This is a genomic window from Paenibacillus thermotolerans (assembly GCF_028745515.1).
Taxonomy (GTDB): Bacteria; Bacillota; Bacilli; order Paenibacillales; family YIM-B00363; genus Paenibacillus_AE; species Paenibacillus_AE thermotolerans.
Map to the genome: position 1 here is coordinate 284,089 of NZ_JAQZSG010000003.1, position 17,821 is coordinate 301,909.

Consider the following 17,821-nt stretch of genomic DNA (forward strand, 5'->3'; position numbering starts at 1 on the left):
TTTCATAATACTGCATGCGTTATAAAGCGGCAAGCCGTTTATGGCTTGCCGCTTTGTACGAAGTGGCGGTATGGCATCTCTATTTGGCGCTGGTCACTTCTCTTAACTACCTCACTACCTCCGCTTCTCCTCGCACTTTTGCTGTGAGATCGACGAAATAAGGCGGTATGACTTCACTATCCTGCCGCGGGACGCTAGTTTCACCTAAATAGTGCGGTGAAACTTCACTATCCGCGTTCTACAATCAAAAACTGAACTTATAAAAACAGCTAGGATCAAATTTTGAGTTTATTTTGTTTAGGCGGACGTCTTCTACCCATTTAGAGTCACTTTTTGAGCCTATCATCCGCCCGAAACCGTATTTGGCTCATCGAAAAGACGGCTAAACTCACTTTTTGAGTCTATTGAAGCAATTAAGCTCAGTTTTTGACAGCTACGCAGGTTTGAAGTTCACTTCCGGAAGCAGACGAGCTTCAGCTCGGTCATCTCCTGTACGGCGTACTTGATCCCTTCCCGGCCGAGGCCGCTTTCCTTCACGCCGCCGTACGGCATATGGTCGACGCGGAACGTCGGAATGTCGTTGATCATGACGCCGCCGACCTCAAGCTCCTCCGCCGCATACAGCGCGGTGCGTATATTTTCCGTATAAATGCCCGCTTGGAGGCCGTACTTCGACCGGTTCACCTCGCGGATCGCTTCCTCCACCGAGCTTACCTTGTTGATGATGACGACGGGAGCGAATGCCTCCCGGCAGGAAACCTTGGCAGCCGGGTCCGCTTGAAGCAGCACGGTCGGGTACACAATGCCGCCCTCCCGCCGGTTGCCCGCCGCCACCTTGGCTCCGAGCCGGATCGCTTCGTCGATCCATTCCATCGCCCGCTCCGCATCATGAGCGCTGATGACCGCCGACAGGTCGGTTTGCGGATCGAGCGGATCGCCGACCTGCAGCCTCTGCGTACAAGCCGCAAACTTTTCGACGAACTCTTCGTACAAACACTCGTGCACGTAAATCCGCTGGAGCGAAATGCAAACCTGTCCGGCGTACGAGAACGCTCCCGTCACCGCGCGCTCGATCATAGCGTCGAGGTCGACGCCTTGATCGACGATCAGCGCGGAATTGGAGCCCAGCTCCAGCGTGACCTTCTTTAAGCCCGCTTTGGCGAGAATCGCTTTCCCCACCTCCGGACTACCGGTGAACGTGACCGCCTTCACCCTCGGATCCGTAACGAGAAGATCTCCGATCGCGCCGCCGCTGCCCGTGACGACGTTGAGCGCGCCGGCAGGCAGTCCGGCCAGCGCGAGCAGCTCCGCCAGCTTTAGCGCGGTAAGCGGCGTCTGTCCCGCCGGCTTCAGCACGACCGTATTTCCGGCCGCAATGGCGGGGCCCACTTTGTGGGCCACCAAATTCATCGGAAAATTAAACGGCGTGATCGCGGCGACGACGCCGAGCGGCCGGCGCATCGTATAAGCGACACGGCCCTCGCCGCCAGGCGCGGCGTCCATCGGAATCGTCTCGCCGTGAATTCGCCGCGCCTCCTCGGCCGCGAACGTATACGTCACGATCGTCCGCTCGATTTCCGCCTTTGCCGATTTGATAGGCTTGGCGGCCTCCAGAGCGATCAGCCGCACCAGCTCGTCGGCGTTCTCACGAAGTAGAGCAACAAGGCGTTCCAGCACGGATGCACGTTCATGCGCGGGCATGCGGGACATGGCGGGCCGAGCGCGCTCCGCCGCTTCGATCGCAAGCTCGACCTCCGCCGCTTCCGCAACGGCGACTTCGGCGATCGTATCCCCGCCGTACGGCGCAATCAGCGGACGATACCGTTTGGCGGCGACCCATTCCCCGCCGATATATAAATGTGTTTTCATATGCGCGTCATCTCCCCGCACTTTATTATGAAGGAAGTCCTGTGCCGATGCACGCTCTTACGGCCTGCTCCATCACATCCAAGCCTTCCTCCAGCTGATCGTCGGTAATGACAAGCGGGCAAAGCATCCGTACGACATTGCCGTAAATCCCCGCGCTCATAAGTATTACACCTCTGCGATGAGCCTCCTTCAACACCTTGGCGGTCAGCTCTTGATCCGGCTCCTTTGTCAGCCGGTCTTTCACGAATTCAACGGCACACATCGCTCCGAGCCCCCGAACGTCTCCGATGGCGTCGATTTCCTCCTGAAGTTTCAACCACCGATCGGTAATCCGCCGGCCGATCGTCTCCGCTCGCTCGACCAGCCCTTCCTCCTCGAGCATCCGAATCACCTCAAGCGCCGCAACGCAGCCGAGCGGGCTTCCGCCGAACGTGCCGCCGATTTCGCCAATGCCCGGGGCATCCATCATTTCCGCCCTTCCCGTAACGGCGCTAATCGGCAATCCGGCGGCAATCGACTTGGACATCGTCATCAGATCCGGCACGACGCCGAACCGCTCCATCGCGAACAATCGCCCGGTACGCCCGAACCCGGTCTGTACCTCGTCGGCGATGAACAGGATGCCGTACCGCTCGCACAGCGACTTCACTCCCCGCACGAAGCGTTCCGACGGAATGACGAAGCCGCCTTCTCCCTGAACCGGCTCCATAATAAAAGCGGCGATCTCCTCGCCCGGCGCCTCCGACAGAAAGAAGCTTTCATAGGCGCTCAGCAGGCGGGCATCCGTTTCCTCCGGCGTCACGGGCGAGCGGTAATAATAAGGATAAGGAAGCCGATACGTATCGGGGGCGAACGGGCCGAAGCCGTTTTTATAAGGCTTTACCTTGCTTGTGAGCGACATCGCCATATACGTTCTGCCGTGAAATCCGCGCTCGAACGAAACGATTCCTTTGCGGCCCGTATACTTGCGGGCGATTTTGACCGCGTTTTCCACCGCCTCCGCGCCGCTGTTCAGAAAGAACGTCTTTTTCTTATGACTGCCCGGGGCGAGCTCATTCAGCTTTTCGGCCAGCGCGATGTACGGTTCATACATGACGACATGAAAGCACGGATGCAAATATTGCTCGAGCTGCGACTTCAACGCTTCGATCACCTTCGGCGGACAATGGCCGGCATTCAAGCTGCCGATCGCGCCGGCAAAATCGATGAACGTGTTGCCGTCAACATCCGTAAGCATCGCGCCTTCGCCCTTAGCGGCGAACGTCGGAACCGTATTGAACGGTCCTCGAGGAACATGCTCCATCCGCCTGTTCAGCAGCTCTCTTGCGATCGGTCCCGGCAGCTCCGTTTTCATATCGATGGATTGTTTCCCGTTCCGCCTTGCATTCATCCCCCGCTCGCCTCCATTTCGCACCAATCAATCAGCGTTAACGCAATAATTTCCGCAGCTTCGAACATCCGGTCCAGCTCGATGTATTCGTTCGGGTAATGGGCGACCTGCGTCAGCCCCGGTCCGAATACGATGCAAGGCGTACCCCCGGCACGCGAGAGCAATCCGCCGTCCGTTCCCCACGGCGAAGCTTCGATTACAGGGGCGCCGCCAAGCACCTCCCGGTAACGGCTCGACAACAGCTGCAGCAGCTCATGCCCAGGATCCAAGCCGCCCGGCACCCACCGCGCTCCGAACCATTCCAGTACGGAGGGATGCTCCGAAAACCACGGGTCCTTCTCCGCCAGCTTTTCCATCCACCGCTCCATCTCCGCTTTCGCGTTATCCAGCGTTTCTTCCGGCGCTACTCCGATCCGCCCCTCCAGCTTCACGACGTCCGGAACGGAGGAAGGCCAGCTGCCCCCTTCGATCACGCCGATATTGATCGGCAGCGGAATCGGATTGCCCGCATATAACGGATCGTTCACCCTCGCATTTCTAGCCGTTTCGAGCTCCCGAATATGTTCGACGACGAGCATGCTTTTTTCGATCGCGCTGACGCCCTCATAGCGCGTCCCGCCATGCGCGGAACGGCCCGGCACGCGGATTCGGAACCACATGGAGCCTTGCTGCTTCGTGAAAATCCGCATATTCGTCGGCTCGGGAATGAGGGCGGCATCCGCTTTATAACCTCTCGCAACGGCGGCGAGCGTGCCCGCGCCGCCGCTCTCCTCCTCAATGACGCTTTGAAAAATGACGTCTCCCTTCAATCGAATCCCGGCCGCCTGAATCGCACGGATCGCCAACAGCAGAGACACGGTGCCGCCCTTCATATCCGATGCGCCGCGTCCGTACAGCCTTCCTTCCGCCACTTCCCCTCCGTACGGATCGCCGCGCCAATCGCTTCGATTGCCTTCCGGGACGACGTCGATATGGCCGTTCAGAATCATGCTGCGCCCGCCGCTGCCGCCTGTTCCTCGAAGGACACCCACCGCATTCGGGCTGCCGGTAAATTCGCTGCGCGTCGAATAAAAATACGGATCCGACGACATCGCCTCGCCGTCCGGCTCCCATGCGTCGACCTCCAGCTTCATGGCATGCAATTCATCGATGACGATCCGCTGCGCCTCCCGTTCGTTCCCTTGCGTGCTGGGGCTGCGTACCAGCCGCTGCAGCAGCGATATTCCTTCGTCGCGGTGACGGCCGAGAAATTCGCGAATGCGCTCCCTCATGCGCCGCACCTCCTTCCGTTAAGAATGAAACGCAAGCCGATCCGAGATTAACAGCTCGGCCTCCGTGTTCCGAATGACGTGTTCCATGGAATGCGGCGGCATAATCTCCATAAGCATCAAGCCCGCGGGGGTTACTTCCAGCACGGCCATATCGGTTACGATCAGGTCGACGCACGCCGGGGCGGTGAGCGGCAGCGCGCACCGTTTTTTTATTTTTGCCTCCCCTTGCTGATTTACATGGCTCATGACGGCGATCACCTTTTTCGCTTTTTGCGCGAGCTCCATCGCACCTCCGATGCCGGCGACGCGCTTGCCCGGCACGATCCAATTCGCCAAGTCCCCCCGCTCGCTGACCTCCAGCGCGCCGAGAATCGTCACGTCGACCCGCCCTCGCCTTACGATAGCGAACGCCGTTGCGCTGTCGAAATACGATGCACCTTCGACAACGGTAATGGGCAGCCCGCCGGCATTGCAAAGAAATGCGTCCTCTTCCCCCGCCGGAGGAGTCGGTCCGGCGCCAAGTATCCCGTTCTCCGCATGAAACGTCACCGAAACGCCTTCCGGTATAAAATCGGCGACCAACGTCGGAATGCCGATGCCGAGATTGACGATCATGCCGTCCTTCAGCTCTTGCGCAGCCCGCTTCGCTATAGCGATTCGGCTTTCTCCCACGCCCATCGCCAGTTCACCCCCTTGCCGGGAACGACGATATCGACGAACGCGCCCGGCGTCACGATGCATTCGGGATCGAGCGCCCCGACCTCGACGATATCGTCCGCCTCCGCGATCGTCAACCGTCCTGCCATAGCTACCAGCGGATTAAAGTTCCGCCCGGTTTTGTCGTATACGAGATTCCCGTAAGGATCGGCCTTCTTCGCATGAACGATCGCGACCTCGGCGGTTAATGCAGGCTCGATCAAAAACGTTCTCCCGTTAAGCCTCACGCTTTCTTTCCCCTCCGCCATCATCGTGCCGACCCCCACATCGACCAAAATGCCGCCGAGCCCGACCCCGCCCGCCCGAATTTTTTCCGCCAGCGTGCCTTGGGGGAAAAACTCGACTTCCATCGTCCCCTCCTCCATCATCCGTCCCGCGAACGGATTGGAGCCGATATGCGAAACGATCGCTTTGCGCACCCTTCCCGCGGTGACAAGCCGCCCGATTCCGACCTCGGGGAAGCCGGTGTCGTTGCCGATGATCGTTAAATCCTTCACATCTTTGCGAAGCAGCGCGTCCACGATGGTCGGCGGCGTGCCGATCCCCCCGAAGCCCCCGTACATTAAAACGCAACCGTCATGAATCAAACGAACCGCATCTTCCACCGGCTTCACTTTATTCATCTCCTGCCTCCGTTTCCCCCGCCTCTACCGCAGCTGCGCCTGCAGCCACTTCATATCCGAGTTCTTGCATTACGTCGTGCAGCGTCAATTCGACGAGCCGAACGACCTCGTCGATTTGTTCGAAGCCGATGACGAGCGGCGGCGCGATGATGACCGCGTCCCCGTCTCCGTCGCCGCCGGCGGCAGGGTACAACAACAAGCCATTGGCAAACGCCTTCTCGACGACCCGAGAAGTGACCGCCAGCTCCGGCGGGAACGGACGCCTTGCATCCCGGTCGGCAACGAGCTCCAGCGCCAGCAGCAGCCCCTTGCCCCGAACGTCGCCGATCATCTCACAGCGCGCCGAAAGCTCCGTCAGCTTCTCCAGCAAATAAGCTCCGCTCCGCCCGGCAGCCGCAACCAGATCATGCTTCTCCACATATTCGAGCACGGCCAGCGCCACCGCGGCCGATTGCGGGTTCGCGCTGTAGGTGTGGCCGGACATGACGACTTTGGAGCCGTTCATAATCGGTTCCATCACCGTATCCTTCGCCAAAGCCGCCGCCATCGGCGTATAGCTGGCCGTCATCCCTTTGCCCAGCGCGATCAGATCGGGCTCGACGCCCCAGTGCTCGATGCCGAGCATCGCTCCGGTTCTGGCAATGCCCGTCATGACCTCATCCGCAATAAACAGAACGTCATACGCCTCGCAGATCGCCTTAATCCTCTGGAAATACCCCTCCGGCGGAACGACGGCACCTCCCGCCGCGCCGACGACCGGCTCCGCGATAAATGCGGCGATATGCTCCGGTCCGATTCGCCGGATCGCCGTCTCCAAATCGTCCGCGCATCGCAAGCCGCATTCCGGATGCGTCAGCCCGAACGGGCAGCGGTAACAATAAGCGGGCGCAACGACGGGAAATTCCTCCAGCAGCGGAACGAACCGCCGCCGCCGAGCCGCATGCCCCGACATCGACAAAGCGCCGAGCGTAATGCCGTGGTAGCTCATGCGGCGCGACAACACCTTCACCTTGCTCCGCTGCCCCTTCTCCTGCCAATGCTGGATCGCGATCTTCATCGCCGTCTCCGTCGCTTCGGAGCCGCTGTTCACAAAGAACGACCAATAATCCGCGTCCGGCAAAATGCGGCTCAGCTTCTCGGCAAGCCGCTCGGCCGGCTCGCTCGTAAACTGGGACCGGTATACGAACGATACTTTCTTCGCCTGCTCGGACATCGCATCGATCATCTCCTTGACGCCGTGTCCGATGCTTGCCGTGACGGCGCCGGAGGAGGCGTCGATGTACCGTTTGCCGTCCGCGTCAACGATATAAATCCCGCTCCCGTATGAGGCGGAAGGATAGCTTCGCCCCAGTTCCGGCTTGATCAGCCGCTCCCGCTTCTCCATTCGCATTCCCCCTGACTCGGTGCTTTACCATGTAACAAGCAAGCTTTGTGCCAACAAACATAGATCATCGAACATTGGGCCGCCGCCGCAAAAAAAAAGAATGCGCTGCAGCATTTTTTGCGCTTTATTGCTTCCCGCTTGCGTCTCCTGGCTTTCCTTGCGCCGAAAACGGCGAGTACGATTGGCATTCTTTTTGCATACAAGGTAAATATCAGCAGCAAAAAGGAGGAATCCGCCGTGGCGCCCGAACGAACGTATTACGTACATTTGGAGGAAACCGGTCCGGACTACATTGCCGCTTACTGCCTTGATTTCTTCAATAAACGAATTCGCGTCGACGACTACTCGGGTAATCCGAGTTCTGTATTACGCCGCATGAGAGCCGTCGCAGCGAGCCGTCAAATGACCAAGCTGTTCATAAAGTCGCGAATACGGGACTGGCAGCGGTTTCTATCGGAAGGATGCGCGCTTGAAGGAATATACAAACAATATTTCGACGGGGAAGACGGCTATTGCATGGCGGAATATTATGAATTGAACCGCAGGAACAGCGATTATTGGATCGAGGAGGACCGGATGTTGGCGGAAGTGTTGAAGCTGCCGGCCAAACCGGAGCCGCCCGCGCTTCCGGAGCAATTTACGATGCGGCCCGCGTCCTCCGAAGACGCTCCTGCACTTGCCTCGCTGTACCGCAGCGTCTTCCGAACGTATCCGACGCCGATGGACGATGCGGATTACATTGCGCAGGCAATGGCGGGAGGAACTTTGTTTTACGTAATCGAGCGCGGCGGGTTGACGGTCAGCGCCGCATCGGCGGAGAAGAACGCCAAATACCGCAATGCCGAAATGACCGACTGCGCGACGCTTCCCGCCTATCGAAATCTCGGGCTGATGCGGGTGCTGCTTCAAGCGTTGGAGGACGATTTGGTTCGAAGCGGCTTCCGCTGCGCCTATTCGCTGGCGAGAGCGCTGTCGTTCGGCATGAATGCCGCATTATTTCAAATGGGGTACGAATATAGCGGGAGGCTGACGAAAAACTGCGATATTTACGATAAATTCGAGGATATGAATTTGTGGACAAAGCGTTTACCGTTTACGCTTGGCGGAACATAAGAGTCCCAATTGTTCCCGGTACTTCATCACGGTTCTTCGGGAGATCGCGATGCCCTGCTCCGACAACAGCTGCGCCAATTGAAAATCGGAGCGGGGCTTTGCCGCGTCTTCCTCGTCAATCAACGCCTCCAGCTTCCGCTTCACATAATGGGAAGATACGCGTTCCCCGTCCACGGTCGCCAATCCGGACGTAAAAAAATATTTCATCTCGAACACGCCTTGCGGGGTGCTTACAAACTTCCCCGAAACCGACCGGCTGACAGTCGATTCGTGGAGTCCGACCTTCTCGGCGATCCGGGACAGGGTAAGCGGAACAAACTCCGGCGGCCCGCCGCATAGAAAAGCCGCTTGCTCCTCGGCAATCGCTTCCGCGACGCGCCGCAGCGTCCTTCTTCGCTTCTCGATGCAATCGATCAAGAAGCGCGCGGATTTGTATTTCTCGGCGAGGAACTGCTTTGCTTCGGAATCGACGCCGCTATCTTGCAGAAGCTGCGCATATTCCCCGTTCACGGATAATCTCGGCGCGGCCGCTTCGGCAATCCGTACGAGAAATCTGCCGCCGGCAGGCTCGATCGCTACGTCCGGAATGACATACGGGATCGCCTCCGTATGAAAAGCCGCACCCGGCTTCGGATTCAGCCGTTTCACGGCCGTAACGGCTTCCTGCACTTCGCCGAGCGGCTTCTTCAGCCGCTGCGCCAGCTTCGGAATCGTGGAATACGCGATGTCGTGAAGATAATGCTCGATAAGCAGCGGCATTAACGGAGGGCAATCCGGAAGACGCTTCGCTTGCAGCAGCAAGCATTCCTGCAGGCTCCGCGCGCCTACCCCGGCGGGGTCGAGGCTTTGAAGCAGCGCAAGCGCCCGCTCGGCATCGGCGAGGGAGATTTGCAGCGACTTCGCCGCCTCTTCCGGCGTAACGCACAAATATCCGTTGCCGTCCACATTACCCGCCAAATATTTTGCAGCTCTTCGGATATGATTAGGCAAAGGCGCACGGCTGCAGTCCAATTGCTCCAGCAAATAGCGCTCCAGCGACACTTCGTCAGCGGATACGCGGTTCAGCGGATCGGTTTCGGCGCCGCCTCTCCCGACAGCGCCGAATCCGCCCGGAACAAGCATATGCTCGTTGCAATCAAGCAGCGGGTTGTCCTGCAGCTCCTGTCCGATCTTCTCCAGCAATTGTTGCGTGGAAAGCTGAAGTATTTGCACCGCCTGCCTGAGCTGCGGCGTCATGACCATCCTTTGCGTTTGGAGCTGGTGCATGCCGAGCCGTTGAAGCATGAGCGACACCTCTTCGCGTTAGATGGTACATTATACGCGGCGGCGGCTCGTTCCCTTTCCAGAACCTATTTCTTTATCTCCGGCAGCGGTTTCCCTTCGTTCATGAGGCGGACGCCTTCTCTGCACAAGCCGTACGGCTCCCACTGGCAATCATGGCAAATATGCGGAATATCGTTCGGGACAACTTGTTCCGCAACTCTTCGGCATATGTCCTCCCAAGTCAATGCGACGCCCGCGGACGCTCCCACCTTCTCCAATATCGCCGAATCCTTCCGATACACGCTCGGATTTTCGCAATGGGAGTGTTGGTCGGCCGGGTACGCTTTGCAAATATCGTCCGGACCTTCGATAATTTCGACTTCCGTTTCCGGCTTCAATCGAAGTTCCTCGTAGATGGCCGTCATATTGCGGCAAAACTCCTCGGAATACCCTTTTCCCCGAAACCCCAGCAAGCAAAACAAATGATGACCTCGAAGCTTAATAGACACGGTCGGCTTCCTCTCCCTGCGTAAAGTGCAACCCACATTATATCACAACCGTCTCGCGCCGTTTTGGATCTGGATATTCGCCAACCAGTGCAAAAATCCCGCCCGCGGCAACGGCTGCGGACGGGATTAAGGGGTGTATAACGTTAAGGCAAGTCAACCCATTGAAACGGTTTTTCCTTCGCTTTCAAAGCGTTCTCCAAAACCGTGATGATCGATATCGTCTCCTGAGGTTCGACAATCGAACGGCCCGTTTCGAAGAACCGCACCAAGTCCTTCATAAACGACTGGAAGAAGTTCGATTCCACCTTCACCGTTCGGGAGCTTCCCGAAGCATAGCTCATCGCCATGCCGAAGGGGCCGTCGATGTGATTGTACGTCGCCGTTCTTCCGTCTTCAAACTGGATGACCACGGAAGGCGTCTTCGGCGTTCCGGTGTACATCACTCGCACCGGCCGGCTTCCCATTAACGCGATGATCGGCTCGACCTGATGGATCGAATAGTTATCCATCTTGCCCGGGCCGATGCTGACGATCGCATCGATGCCTGCGCGGTCGGTTTCCGTATATTCGCTTGCGAAGCGAAGCGCGGAGGAGGAATACATCGGCGTGCCGAATTTCTCGGCGCGCTCGATGAGACGAACGGCCGTCGCCCGGTCGGGAGCGAACGTCTTGTCGACATACGTCGGCTTACCGGATGCGAGCGGTAGCTGGGCAAGCTCCTCATGCTGCTCCGGATAATCGGGAGACAGCACGATTAAATAGTCGCTGTCCTCGATCACCTCTTCAATGGAGCCCATCCGCTTTACGCCGTATTTGTCGCACCATTGGGCGTTGCTAAGGCCGTGATCCGAGTCCTTCTTGCCGTACGCGGAGGTTACCTTCATGCTGCCGCCGGACGCTTCCTCGATCCATGCGGGATAATTGTTGGCGTGCCATTCGTCCAAAAAATAGTCGATAAAGCCGATTTTTTTCACGTGCGCCCAACTCCTATGTTTAAGCTAGAGAAATCTCTTTGCCGCTTTCGGAGGAATCGTAAATCGCCTGCATGATTTTGGAGCTCAGAATGACCGTGTCGATATGGGACGGCAATTTTTCGCCCGTACGGATGCAGTTCAAGAAGCCGTCGATTTCGTTATGGAACATATTGCTCGAATTGTAGGTCGGCGTCGTCTCCAGCAATGCGCCGTTCTTCGCGCTGTACAGCTTGAAATCCGAGCCGTACTGCAGACGAATGCCGGCTTTGTCGCCGAGGAAGTCGATGTACATTTCGTTCACTGCAATATTTTGCGCCCATGCGCCGTTGAAGGTAATGGTCGGACCTGCGGTGCGGATCATGCCCGTCACGAAATCGTCGACATCGTACGTGCCTTCATAATTCGGCGGCCCCGCCCACATGCTCGTATACGTGTAGTTCTCCATGTCTTTGCCGAGCTTGCAGTATGCTTGGCCGGTTACCGTCTTCGGATCCGGATCGCCGGAGCAATACATAACGATATCGAGGAAGTGAACGCCCCAGTCGATCAACACGCCGCCGCCGGCGATCGCTTTCGTCGTGAATGCGCCGCCGAGTCCCGGAATGGAACGGTGGGAACGGAAGCTGACGTATACGTGGTACAATTCGCCCAATTCGCCGTTCTCGATCATGTTTTTAATGATGTTTACGCCGGTATTAAAGCGGTTGACGACGCCGATGTTGAGCACCTTGCCGGTCTCGTTCTGCGCCTTCTTCATCTCCAGCGCTTCCGCATACGTTCTTGCGGCCGGCTTTTCGCACAATACGTTCTTTCCTGCGCGCAGGCAATCGATCGAAATCGCAGCATGCCCGTTGTTCGGAGTACAAATGGAAACGGCTTCAACCTCCGGATCGTTCAAAATCGTATGATAATCCGTAATCGCCTCGCCGCAATTGTAATCTTTGACCGCCTTCTCGGCTCTTTCCTTAATAATGTCGCAGAAATATTTGATTTCCGCATTCGGATTTTGCAAGTACGCCGGAATATGGGCGCTGTTGGCAATCGTGCCGCAGCCGATGATCGCGACTTTGATTTTTTTGTCCATCGTAATCCCTCCATAAAGGTTATATTTGACTACTTCGACGACTTAGAGATAATCTCCTTCTTCGCTCTAAAAAAAAGAAAAATTCTCCGATACATTTGTATATCACTGCGCAACCGAATATGTCACAAACTGGACTTTACTAAAAAACAGCCAAATTGTTCATGTTTTGCGCAAATCCGATATAGAAGACAAGCGGTCTTTATGGTTATATGTAGTTACTATAAAAATGGAGTTGAGCATATATGACAACATTGCGCAGCGCCGTTATCGGTTATGGCGGCGCTTTCAACATGGGCAAGCACCACGCGGAACATATGATCAAGAACGGAATCGAATTCGTCGCGGCATGCGACTTGGATCCTCGAAGAATGGAGCAGGCGAAGCAGGACTTTCCCGGCATTCGGACGTTCACGGACCCGGACGAGCTGATCGCCCAGCCCGATATCGATCTGATCACGGTCATTACGCCGCACAATACCCACGCTCCGCTCGGCAAAAAAATCGTCCAAAGCGGCAAGCACTGCATTCTGGAAAAGCCGATGTGCATTCATACCGCGGACGGCTTTGAGATGGTGAAGCTCGCCAAGGAGAAAGGCAAGATGCTGTCCGTATTCCACAACCGCCGCTGGGACGGCTGGTATTTGACGCTTAAGGATTTGATGGCGAAGGATTTGATCGGGGACATTTTTCATATGGAGTTTTTCTTGGGCGGCTTCAACGATCCGGGCACCTGGTGGCGCTCCAACAAGGAAATTTCCGGCGGCGCTTTGTACGACTGGGGCGCGCACATCATCGACTATTCGCTGGGGGTCGTTCCCGGTAAAATCAAGTCGGTCCGCGGTTTCGTGCACAATCGGGTTTGGCACCAATATTCCAACGAGGATCACGTCGACAGCATTATTCATATGGAAAACGGCGCCGTCATCCACATTCAAATTTCCAACATCGCATTTGCCGACAAGCCCCATATCCGGATTCTCGGCACGAAGGGCGGCATTGTGGACGCCAATTTGTTCGACGGCCAGCTGACGCTCACGACGAACGTGAACGGACTGCGGGTGGAAACGAAGGTTCACTGCGAAAGCGACCAGGGGCACAAGTATTACGAAAATATCGCGGCTCACCTGTACCGTGGCGAGGAGCTGATCGTGAAGCCGGAGCAAGCGATGCGCAACATCGCCGTCATTGAAACGACGGAGCGCTCCGCCGCCGAAGGCAGAGAGCTTCCGGTACCGCATGAGGCGCTTGTGAAGTAAATTCGACAAAGCAACAAAGAGCTGGCGCTGGAGCACACCCCGCGTCAGCTTCTTTCGTTCCGAACCAGCTTTTTCAATTGTTCGATTACAAGATCAGGCTCATAATGGTGAATGTAGTGCTTGGAGGCTCGGACCGCTTTTTGTTCGGCATCCGTGGACCAGCCTACCCATTCCTTCTGGCTTTCCAGCCAGCGCACCTCTGTTTGGCCGAAGCCCCCTGCCGTTAAAGCAATGAGCGGGACGTCGAGCGGTTTTGCGCCTTCCGACACTTTTACAGCGTTTACTTTGCTCAACCTCAATTCGTCCGTCATGTTTCGATTGAAGCCTTTCAGCAGAAGGGCTCTCTTCTCCAAATCCTGCAATTCCTCCGGCAGTTCCTTCAACTCATTCCGCTCGCTCTGTATTGCTGTCCAGATTTTTCTGCTTTGCAGCAGCGCTCTTGCAATGCCCGTGTTGACGACAAATCGCTGAATGTGCGATATCGCGGCTATGGCGGGCATTTCGCCATAATATTCCGGAGTGCCTCCGTCAATGAGCAGGATTCCTTTCACTTCCTCCGGGTAAATTTGAGCGTACCGAATCGTTTCCAGCGAACCTAACGAATGGCCGACAAACACATAAGGAGGCTTCTGTCCGGAAGCTTGAAGCAATGTGTGAATTTCATCCACCATGCTATCGATATCCCGCTTTCGACCGGTAAGCTCGCTGAAGCCGGTGCCCGGTCGATCATATACCGCTACCTTTGCGAATGAAGCGAATCTTCGGGTTAACGGATAAAAGTCCGTATAAGGGCTGACGGTTCCCCAACCGGAAGCAAACACGACGGTAACTTCACCGGTTCCGTCGGAATATAAGTGCATCTTTTTACCGTACACATCATAAAGCTGTCCGACGGGTAGAAATGCGCCTTGATCCTTTTGAATGCCGATCCATTGATAGACAGTCCCGACAAACAACAACAGGACCACTCCCGCTGAACAATACGTAAAACTTTGACGAGCTTTTTTAACATTCGCTATGACCTCGCTCCGCCTCTGTTGTACGATTGCAATATCACTGTACAATAAGGCAGACGTTTCTATTAGTAACCGCGGTCATATGAAAGTCACTTTTCTTTAATTACGACTGACCAATTCACATACGAATGCTTCATGATCCTGCGTTGCTTTCACCGCTTTATACGATTATTCGTTCAAAATCTCGGTGTCTCACGCAACATGCTTCAATGTAAGTCAATCTCTGATGAAAATCTCCATGCACAANTTATACGATTATTCGTTCAAAATCTCGGTGTCTCACGCAACATGCTTCAATGTAAGTCAATCTCTGATGAAAATCTCCATGCACAATGTAACAAGGATCTATTCGTAAATACTATATGTCATTTCGGTCAAAATTTTGATTGATTCGGTCATCCCGATTACATATACTGATATCATCAATCATTTTAGATGTAGGAGGCATGGAATCATGAATCAATTCGGCAAGCTGACTTATCCGGAAATATCGTCGCAGGACACTGCCGTTCAGAAAGCGCTGGAACAGCTGCGTGTAAGCAAGGAATGGATTGCCAACTATTTGGCGAATCCGAAGTACGACGAAGTGATCTTTATCGGATCGGGCTCCTCTTACTACCAAGCGCTGACGATGGCGTCCACGTACCGGAAATGGACGGGCAAGAGCGCATCCGCCCACCCGTCCTCGGAAATTTTCCTGTTCCGCGATGCCGCTGCCGCACAGAACAAGCAATATTTGCTGGTCGGCGTCTCGCGATCCGGCGAGTCCAGCGAGGTCATTCTTGCGCTGGAATCCGTAGCGTCCCTGCCAAATTGGGATACATGCGGCATTACGTGCTATGAATCGAGCAAAATGGCTTCGATGACGGAATGCCTCGTTTCCCCTGCGGGCAAAGAGCAAAGCACCGTCATGACCAAGTCGCTCAGCAGCATGACGTTCATGATGCAAGCGGCCATTGCCGCAGCCGCCGGTTCAAGCGCACACGAAGCGGAAATGGAGCAAACCGCCGCTTTGGTCGGCCCAGTGACGAAGCAAGCGGACCCGTTCATCAAACAATTGGTCGACGGGCACAGCTTCAACAAAATCATTTACCTCGGCATGGGCGCTTACTACGGGCTTGCGCTTGAAGCGGGCTTGAAGCTGAAGGAAATGTCCTACGCCTGGACGGAAAGCTACGGCACGCTCGAGTTTCGTCACGGCCCGAAATCGATCGTCGATCCCGGCACGCTTGTTACCGTTCTGCTTTCCGAACAAGCGCGCGGCTATGAACTTAAGGTAGCGGAAGAAATGAAGCAGTACGGCGCGACGATTTTGCTGATCGCATCGGAAGCTGGCGACGATACGGCGTTCGCGGACGCCGTCTTCGAAACCGGCGGCAGACAGCTGTCCGACGAAGCGAGAAGCGTCCTCTGCCTCCCTGCCGTTCAATATTTCGGCTATTACACGGCGCTGAAAAACAACGTGGACCCGGACCATCCGCGCAATTTGACGCAGGTCGTGAAAATTTAACGAGACGCGTGGTGGAACCATCGATGCGGGGCAAAGTGTCAAAAGGCGACGAACGGCGCAGACGGATCATGGATATAATCAAAGAAAAAGGCGCCGTTTCGATTGCTGAAATTATGGAACGGTTCGGCTGCTCGGAAGTGACCGCAAGGCGGGATTTGAACATTTTGGCCGAAACCGAGAGCATTATCCGCACGATCGGCGGCGCGCATTATGAGACGCAAACCGGTCATGAAGCGAGCTTCTCGGATAAAGAACGGCTGCTGTGGGACGAAAAAACGAAAATTGCGGAGAAAGCCGCCTCGCTCGTTGAGGAAGGCGACATCGTCGGGCTGACAGGCGGCACAACGACGTTCTTGATTGCAAGGGCGCTCAAGGCAGCAAGCAATATTACCGTCGTAACGAACGCGGTCAACATCGCGATGGAGCTGGCCGGGAGCGACCGCATCCAGACGGTGCTCACCGGCGGCGTCATGCGCGTAAACAGCTTCGAGCTGTGCGGCCCGCTCGCCGAAACGATCGTCGAGAGGCTGCACATCGGCAAAATGTTCGTCGGCATCGACGGCTTCAGCATCGAACAAGGGTTAACGACCTACTCCGAGCTGGAAGCCGGCATCGATAAGCTGATGATCAAGCGCGCCAAGGAAACGTACGCCGTATTCGACCATACGAAAGTTAATAAATCGTCGTTGTTTACGATCGTTCCGATCGCCGACATCACGGGCTGCATTACGGACCGGCCGCTCGGCGAACCGGTTGAAGCGCATTTGCGAGGCTTCGGCAAAGCGATCCATTATGCATGGGCTTAGCATTCAAAACCATACTCAACAATGAGACACCCTTAGGAGGTTCGGAGAAAATGGCATTAGTATCATCCACTCCCCTTTTGCAGCGAGCTAGAGCGGAACGGTTTTGCATCGGCGCTTTTAACGTGCATACGCTGGAAATGCTGCAAGCCGTCGTCGAAGCGGCGGACGAAACACAGTCCCCGCTCATCATTCAATCGACGGTCGGCACGGTTAAGCATCTCGGCGCGGATTACATCGCCGCCGCGGCCGAGGTGGCGTCGCGAAAGACGCGCGTGCCGATCGCCCTGCACCTCGATCACTGTACGGACTTTCCGCTGATCGTGCAGTGCATACGCGCCGGCTATACGTCCGTCATGATCGACGCGTCCATGCTTCCGTTCGACGACAATGCTGCGATGACGAAGAAGGTCGTCGAAGTGGCGCGCGCAGCCGGCGTGAACGTGGAAGCCGAGCTCGGCAAGGTGGGCGGCGTCGAGGACGACATCGTCGTGGCCGACAACGAAGCGCTGATGGCCGATCCGGCGGAATGCGAGCGGTTCGTGGAGCTTACCGGGGTCGACACGCTGGCGCCGGCGATCGGAACGGCGCACGGCATTTACAAAGGCGAGCCGAACATCGATTTCGAGCGCATCCGCCGCATTGCCGAGCGGGTTGCCGTTCCGCTCGTGCTGCACGGCGGATCGGGCATTCCGGAGGAGCAGGTCAAGCGATGCGTAAGCTTGGGCATGTCCAAGATGAACGTGGCGACCGAGCTGCGCATCGCCTTCTCGAACGCGATCAAGGAAGTGTTCGACCGCAATCCGCAGGAGAACGATCCGCGCAAGTATATGGTGCCGGCCAAGCAGGCGCTTAAACAAATGGCGATGGAAAAGATGGCGCTGTGCGGCTCTGTCGGCAAAGCTCAATTATTTCGATAACGAGCGACATCCGGGATTAAGCAAGCGATCTCGAGCGAAATTAGCGGAACACAACTATATAGCCCCCTAATCCTTTTGGACACTCCTAACCACTTCAGATACACTAATAGACAGGTGGA

16 protein-coding genes are annotated in these 17,821 nt (G+C 56.3%); 5 read left to right on the top strand and 11 right to left on the bottom strand.

From position 1 onward, the window contains the following. Positions 1-450: 450 nt before the first annotated feature. From PT964_RS04740 to PT964_RS04765, 6 genes are read right to left on the bottom strand one after another with little or no spacing between them, the layout of a single operon-like run. Positions 451-1,869 carry an aldehyde dehydrogenase family protein gene (locus PT964_RS04740; protein WP_274362181.1) on the bottom strand — a complete coding sequence of 473 codons (1,419 nt, stop codon included), beginning with the start codon at positions 1,867-1,869 and terminating at the stop codon, positions 451-453. Between the two features lie 25 nt (positions 1,870-1,894). Further along, positions 1,895-3,259 (bottom strand): 4-aminobutyrate--2-oxoglutarate transaminase, encoded by a 1,365-nt coding sequence (gene gabT / locus PT964_RS04745; RefSeq protein ID WP_274362182.1) that lies wholly within the window; start codon positions 3,257-3,259, stop codon positions 1,895-1,897. Continuing rightward, on the bottom strand, positions 3,256-4,530 hold the full coding sequence (locus tag PT964_RS04750) for a peptidase (RefSeq protein WP_274362183.1): 1,275 nt from the start codon (positions 4,528-4,530) through the stop codon (positions 3,256-3,258). The genes gabT and PT964_RS04750 overlap by 4 nt, the downstream gene beginning before the upstream one ends. A gap of 18 nt (positions 4,531-4,548) precedes the next feature. Further along, complete coding sequence (locus PT964_RS04755; RefSeq protein WP_274362184.1) at positions 4,549-5,208, bottom strand: 3-oxoacid CoA-transferase subunit B; 660 nt, start codon at positions 5,206-5,208, stop codon at positions 4,549-4,551. Further along, complete coding sequence (locus tag PT964_RS04760; protein WP_274362185.1) at positions 5,178-5,870, bottom strand: CoA transferase subunit A; 693 nt, start codon at positions 5,868-5,870, stop codon at positions 5,178-5,180. Before PT964_RS04760 ends, PT964_RS04755 begins: the two co-directional genes overlap by 31 nt. Continuing rightward, positions 5,863-7,254, bottom strand: a complete 1,392-nt coding sequence (locus PT964_RS04765; protein WP_274362186.1) for an aspartate aminotransferase family protein — start codon at positions 7,252-7,254, stop codon at positions 5,863-5,865. The genes PT964_RS04760 and PT964_RS04765 overlap by 8 nt, the downstream gene beginning before the upstream one ends. Before the next feature lie 237 nt (positions 7,255-7,491). Between PT964_RS04765 and ablB the strand changes: the two genes are divergently transcribed. Next, positions 7,492-8,367 carry a putative beta-lysine N-acetyltransferase gene (gene ablB / locus PT964_RS04770; RefSeq protein ID WP_274362187.1) on the top strand — a complete coding sequence of 292 codons (876 nt, stop codon included), beginning with the start codon at positions 7,492-7,494 and terminating at the stop codon, positions 8,365-8,367. On the opposite strand, the gene rpoN is transcribed toward ablB, so the two are convergent. The 4 genes from rpoN to PT964_RS04790 form a co-directional block, all read right to left on the bottom strand. Beyond that, positions 8,341-9,651, bottom strand: coding sequence for an RNA polymerase factor sigma-54 (gene rpoN / locus PT964_RS04775; RefSeq protein ID WP_274362188.1), 1,311 nt, complete (start codon positions 9,649-9,651; stop codon positions 8,341-8,343). The two genes, ablB and rpoN, sit on opposite strands and share 27 nt — an antisense overlap. Before the next feature lie 65 nt (positions 9,652-9,716). Further along, positions 9,717-10,139 (bottom strand): DUF1284 domain-containing protein, encoded by a 423-nt coding sequence (locus tag PT964_RS04780; protein ID WP_274362189.1) that lies wholly within the window; start codon positions 10,137-10,139, stop codon positions 9,717-9,719. 143 nt (positions 10,140-10,282) lie between these two features. After that, complete coding sequence (locus PT964_RS04785) at positions 10,283-11,113, bottom strand: Gfo/Idh/MocA family oxidoreductase (protein ID WP_274362190.1); 831 nt, start codon at positions 11,111-11,113, stop codon at positions 10,283-10,285. A 19-nt stretch (positions 11,114-11,132) separates the two neighbouring features. After that, the gene (locus PT964_RS04790; RefSeq protein WP_274362191.1) at positions 11,133-12,197 is read right to left on the bottom strand and encodes a Gfo/Idh/MocA family protein; all 1,065 of its coding nucleotides are present in this window, start codon (positions 12,195-12,197) and stop codon (positions 11,133-11,135) included. Positions 12,198-12,439: 242 nt separating this feature from the next. Here PT964_RS04790 and PT964_RS04795 point away from each other — a divergent pair, with 242 nt between their 5' ends. Beyond that, positions 12,440-13,453, top strand: a complete 1,014-nt coding sequence (locus PT964_RS04795) for a Gfo/Idh/MocA family protein (protein WP_274362192.1) — start codon at positions 12,440-12,442, stop codon at positions 13,451-13,453. A gap of 44 nt (positions 13,454-13,497) precedes the next feature. Here PT964_RS04795 and PT964_RS04800 read toward each other — a convergent pair whose 3' ends face one another. Continuing rightward, positions 13,498-14,421, bottom strand: coding sequence for an alpha/beta fold hydrolase (locus PT964_RS04800; RefSeq protein ID WP_274362193.1), 924 nt, complete (start codon positions 14,419-14,421; stop codon positions 13,498-13,500). A gap of 502 nt (positions 14,422-14,923) precedes the next feature. On the opposite strand from PT964_RS04800, the gene PT964_RS04805 reads away from it, so the two are divergent. Genes PT964_RS04805 through fba form a run of 3 tightly spaced genes read left to right on the top strand, consistent with a single transcriptional unit; the run spans position 14,924 to position 17,702 of the window. Next, complete coding sequence (locus PT964_RS04805; RefSeq protein ID WP_274362194.1) at positions 14,924-15,979, top strand: SIS domain-containing protein; 1,056 nt, start codon at positions 14,924-14,926, stop codon at positions 15,977-15,979. A 23-nt stretch (positions 15,980-16,002) separates the two neighbouring features. Further along, entirely contained in the window at positions 16,003-16,785 is a 783-nt protein-coding gene (locus PT964_RS04810) for a DeoR/GlpR family DNA-binding transcription regulator (protein WP_274362195.1), read from the top strand. A 50-nt stretch (positions 16,786-16,835) separates the two neighbouring features. After that, positions 16,836-17,702: a class II fructose-1,6-bisphosphate aldolase gene (gene fba / locus PT964_RS04815; protein WP_274362196.1), complete on the top strand. Its 867-nt coding sequence runs from the start codon at positions 16,836-16,838 to the stop codon at positions 17,700-17,702. Positions 17,703-17,821: the final 119 nt, after the last annotated feature.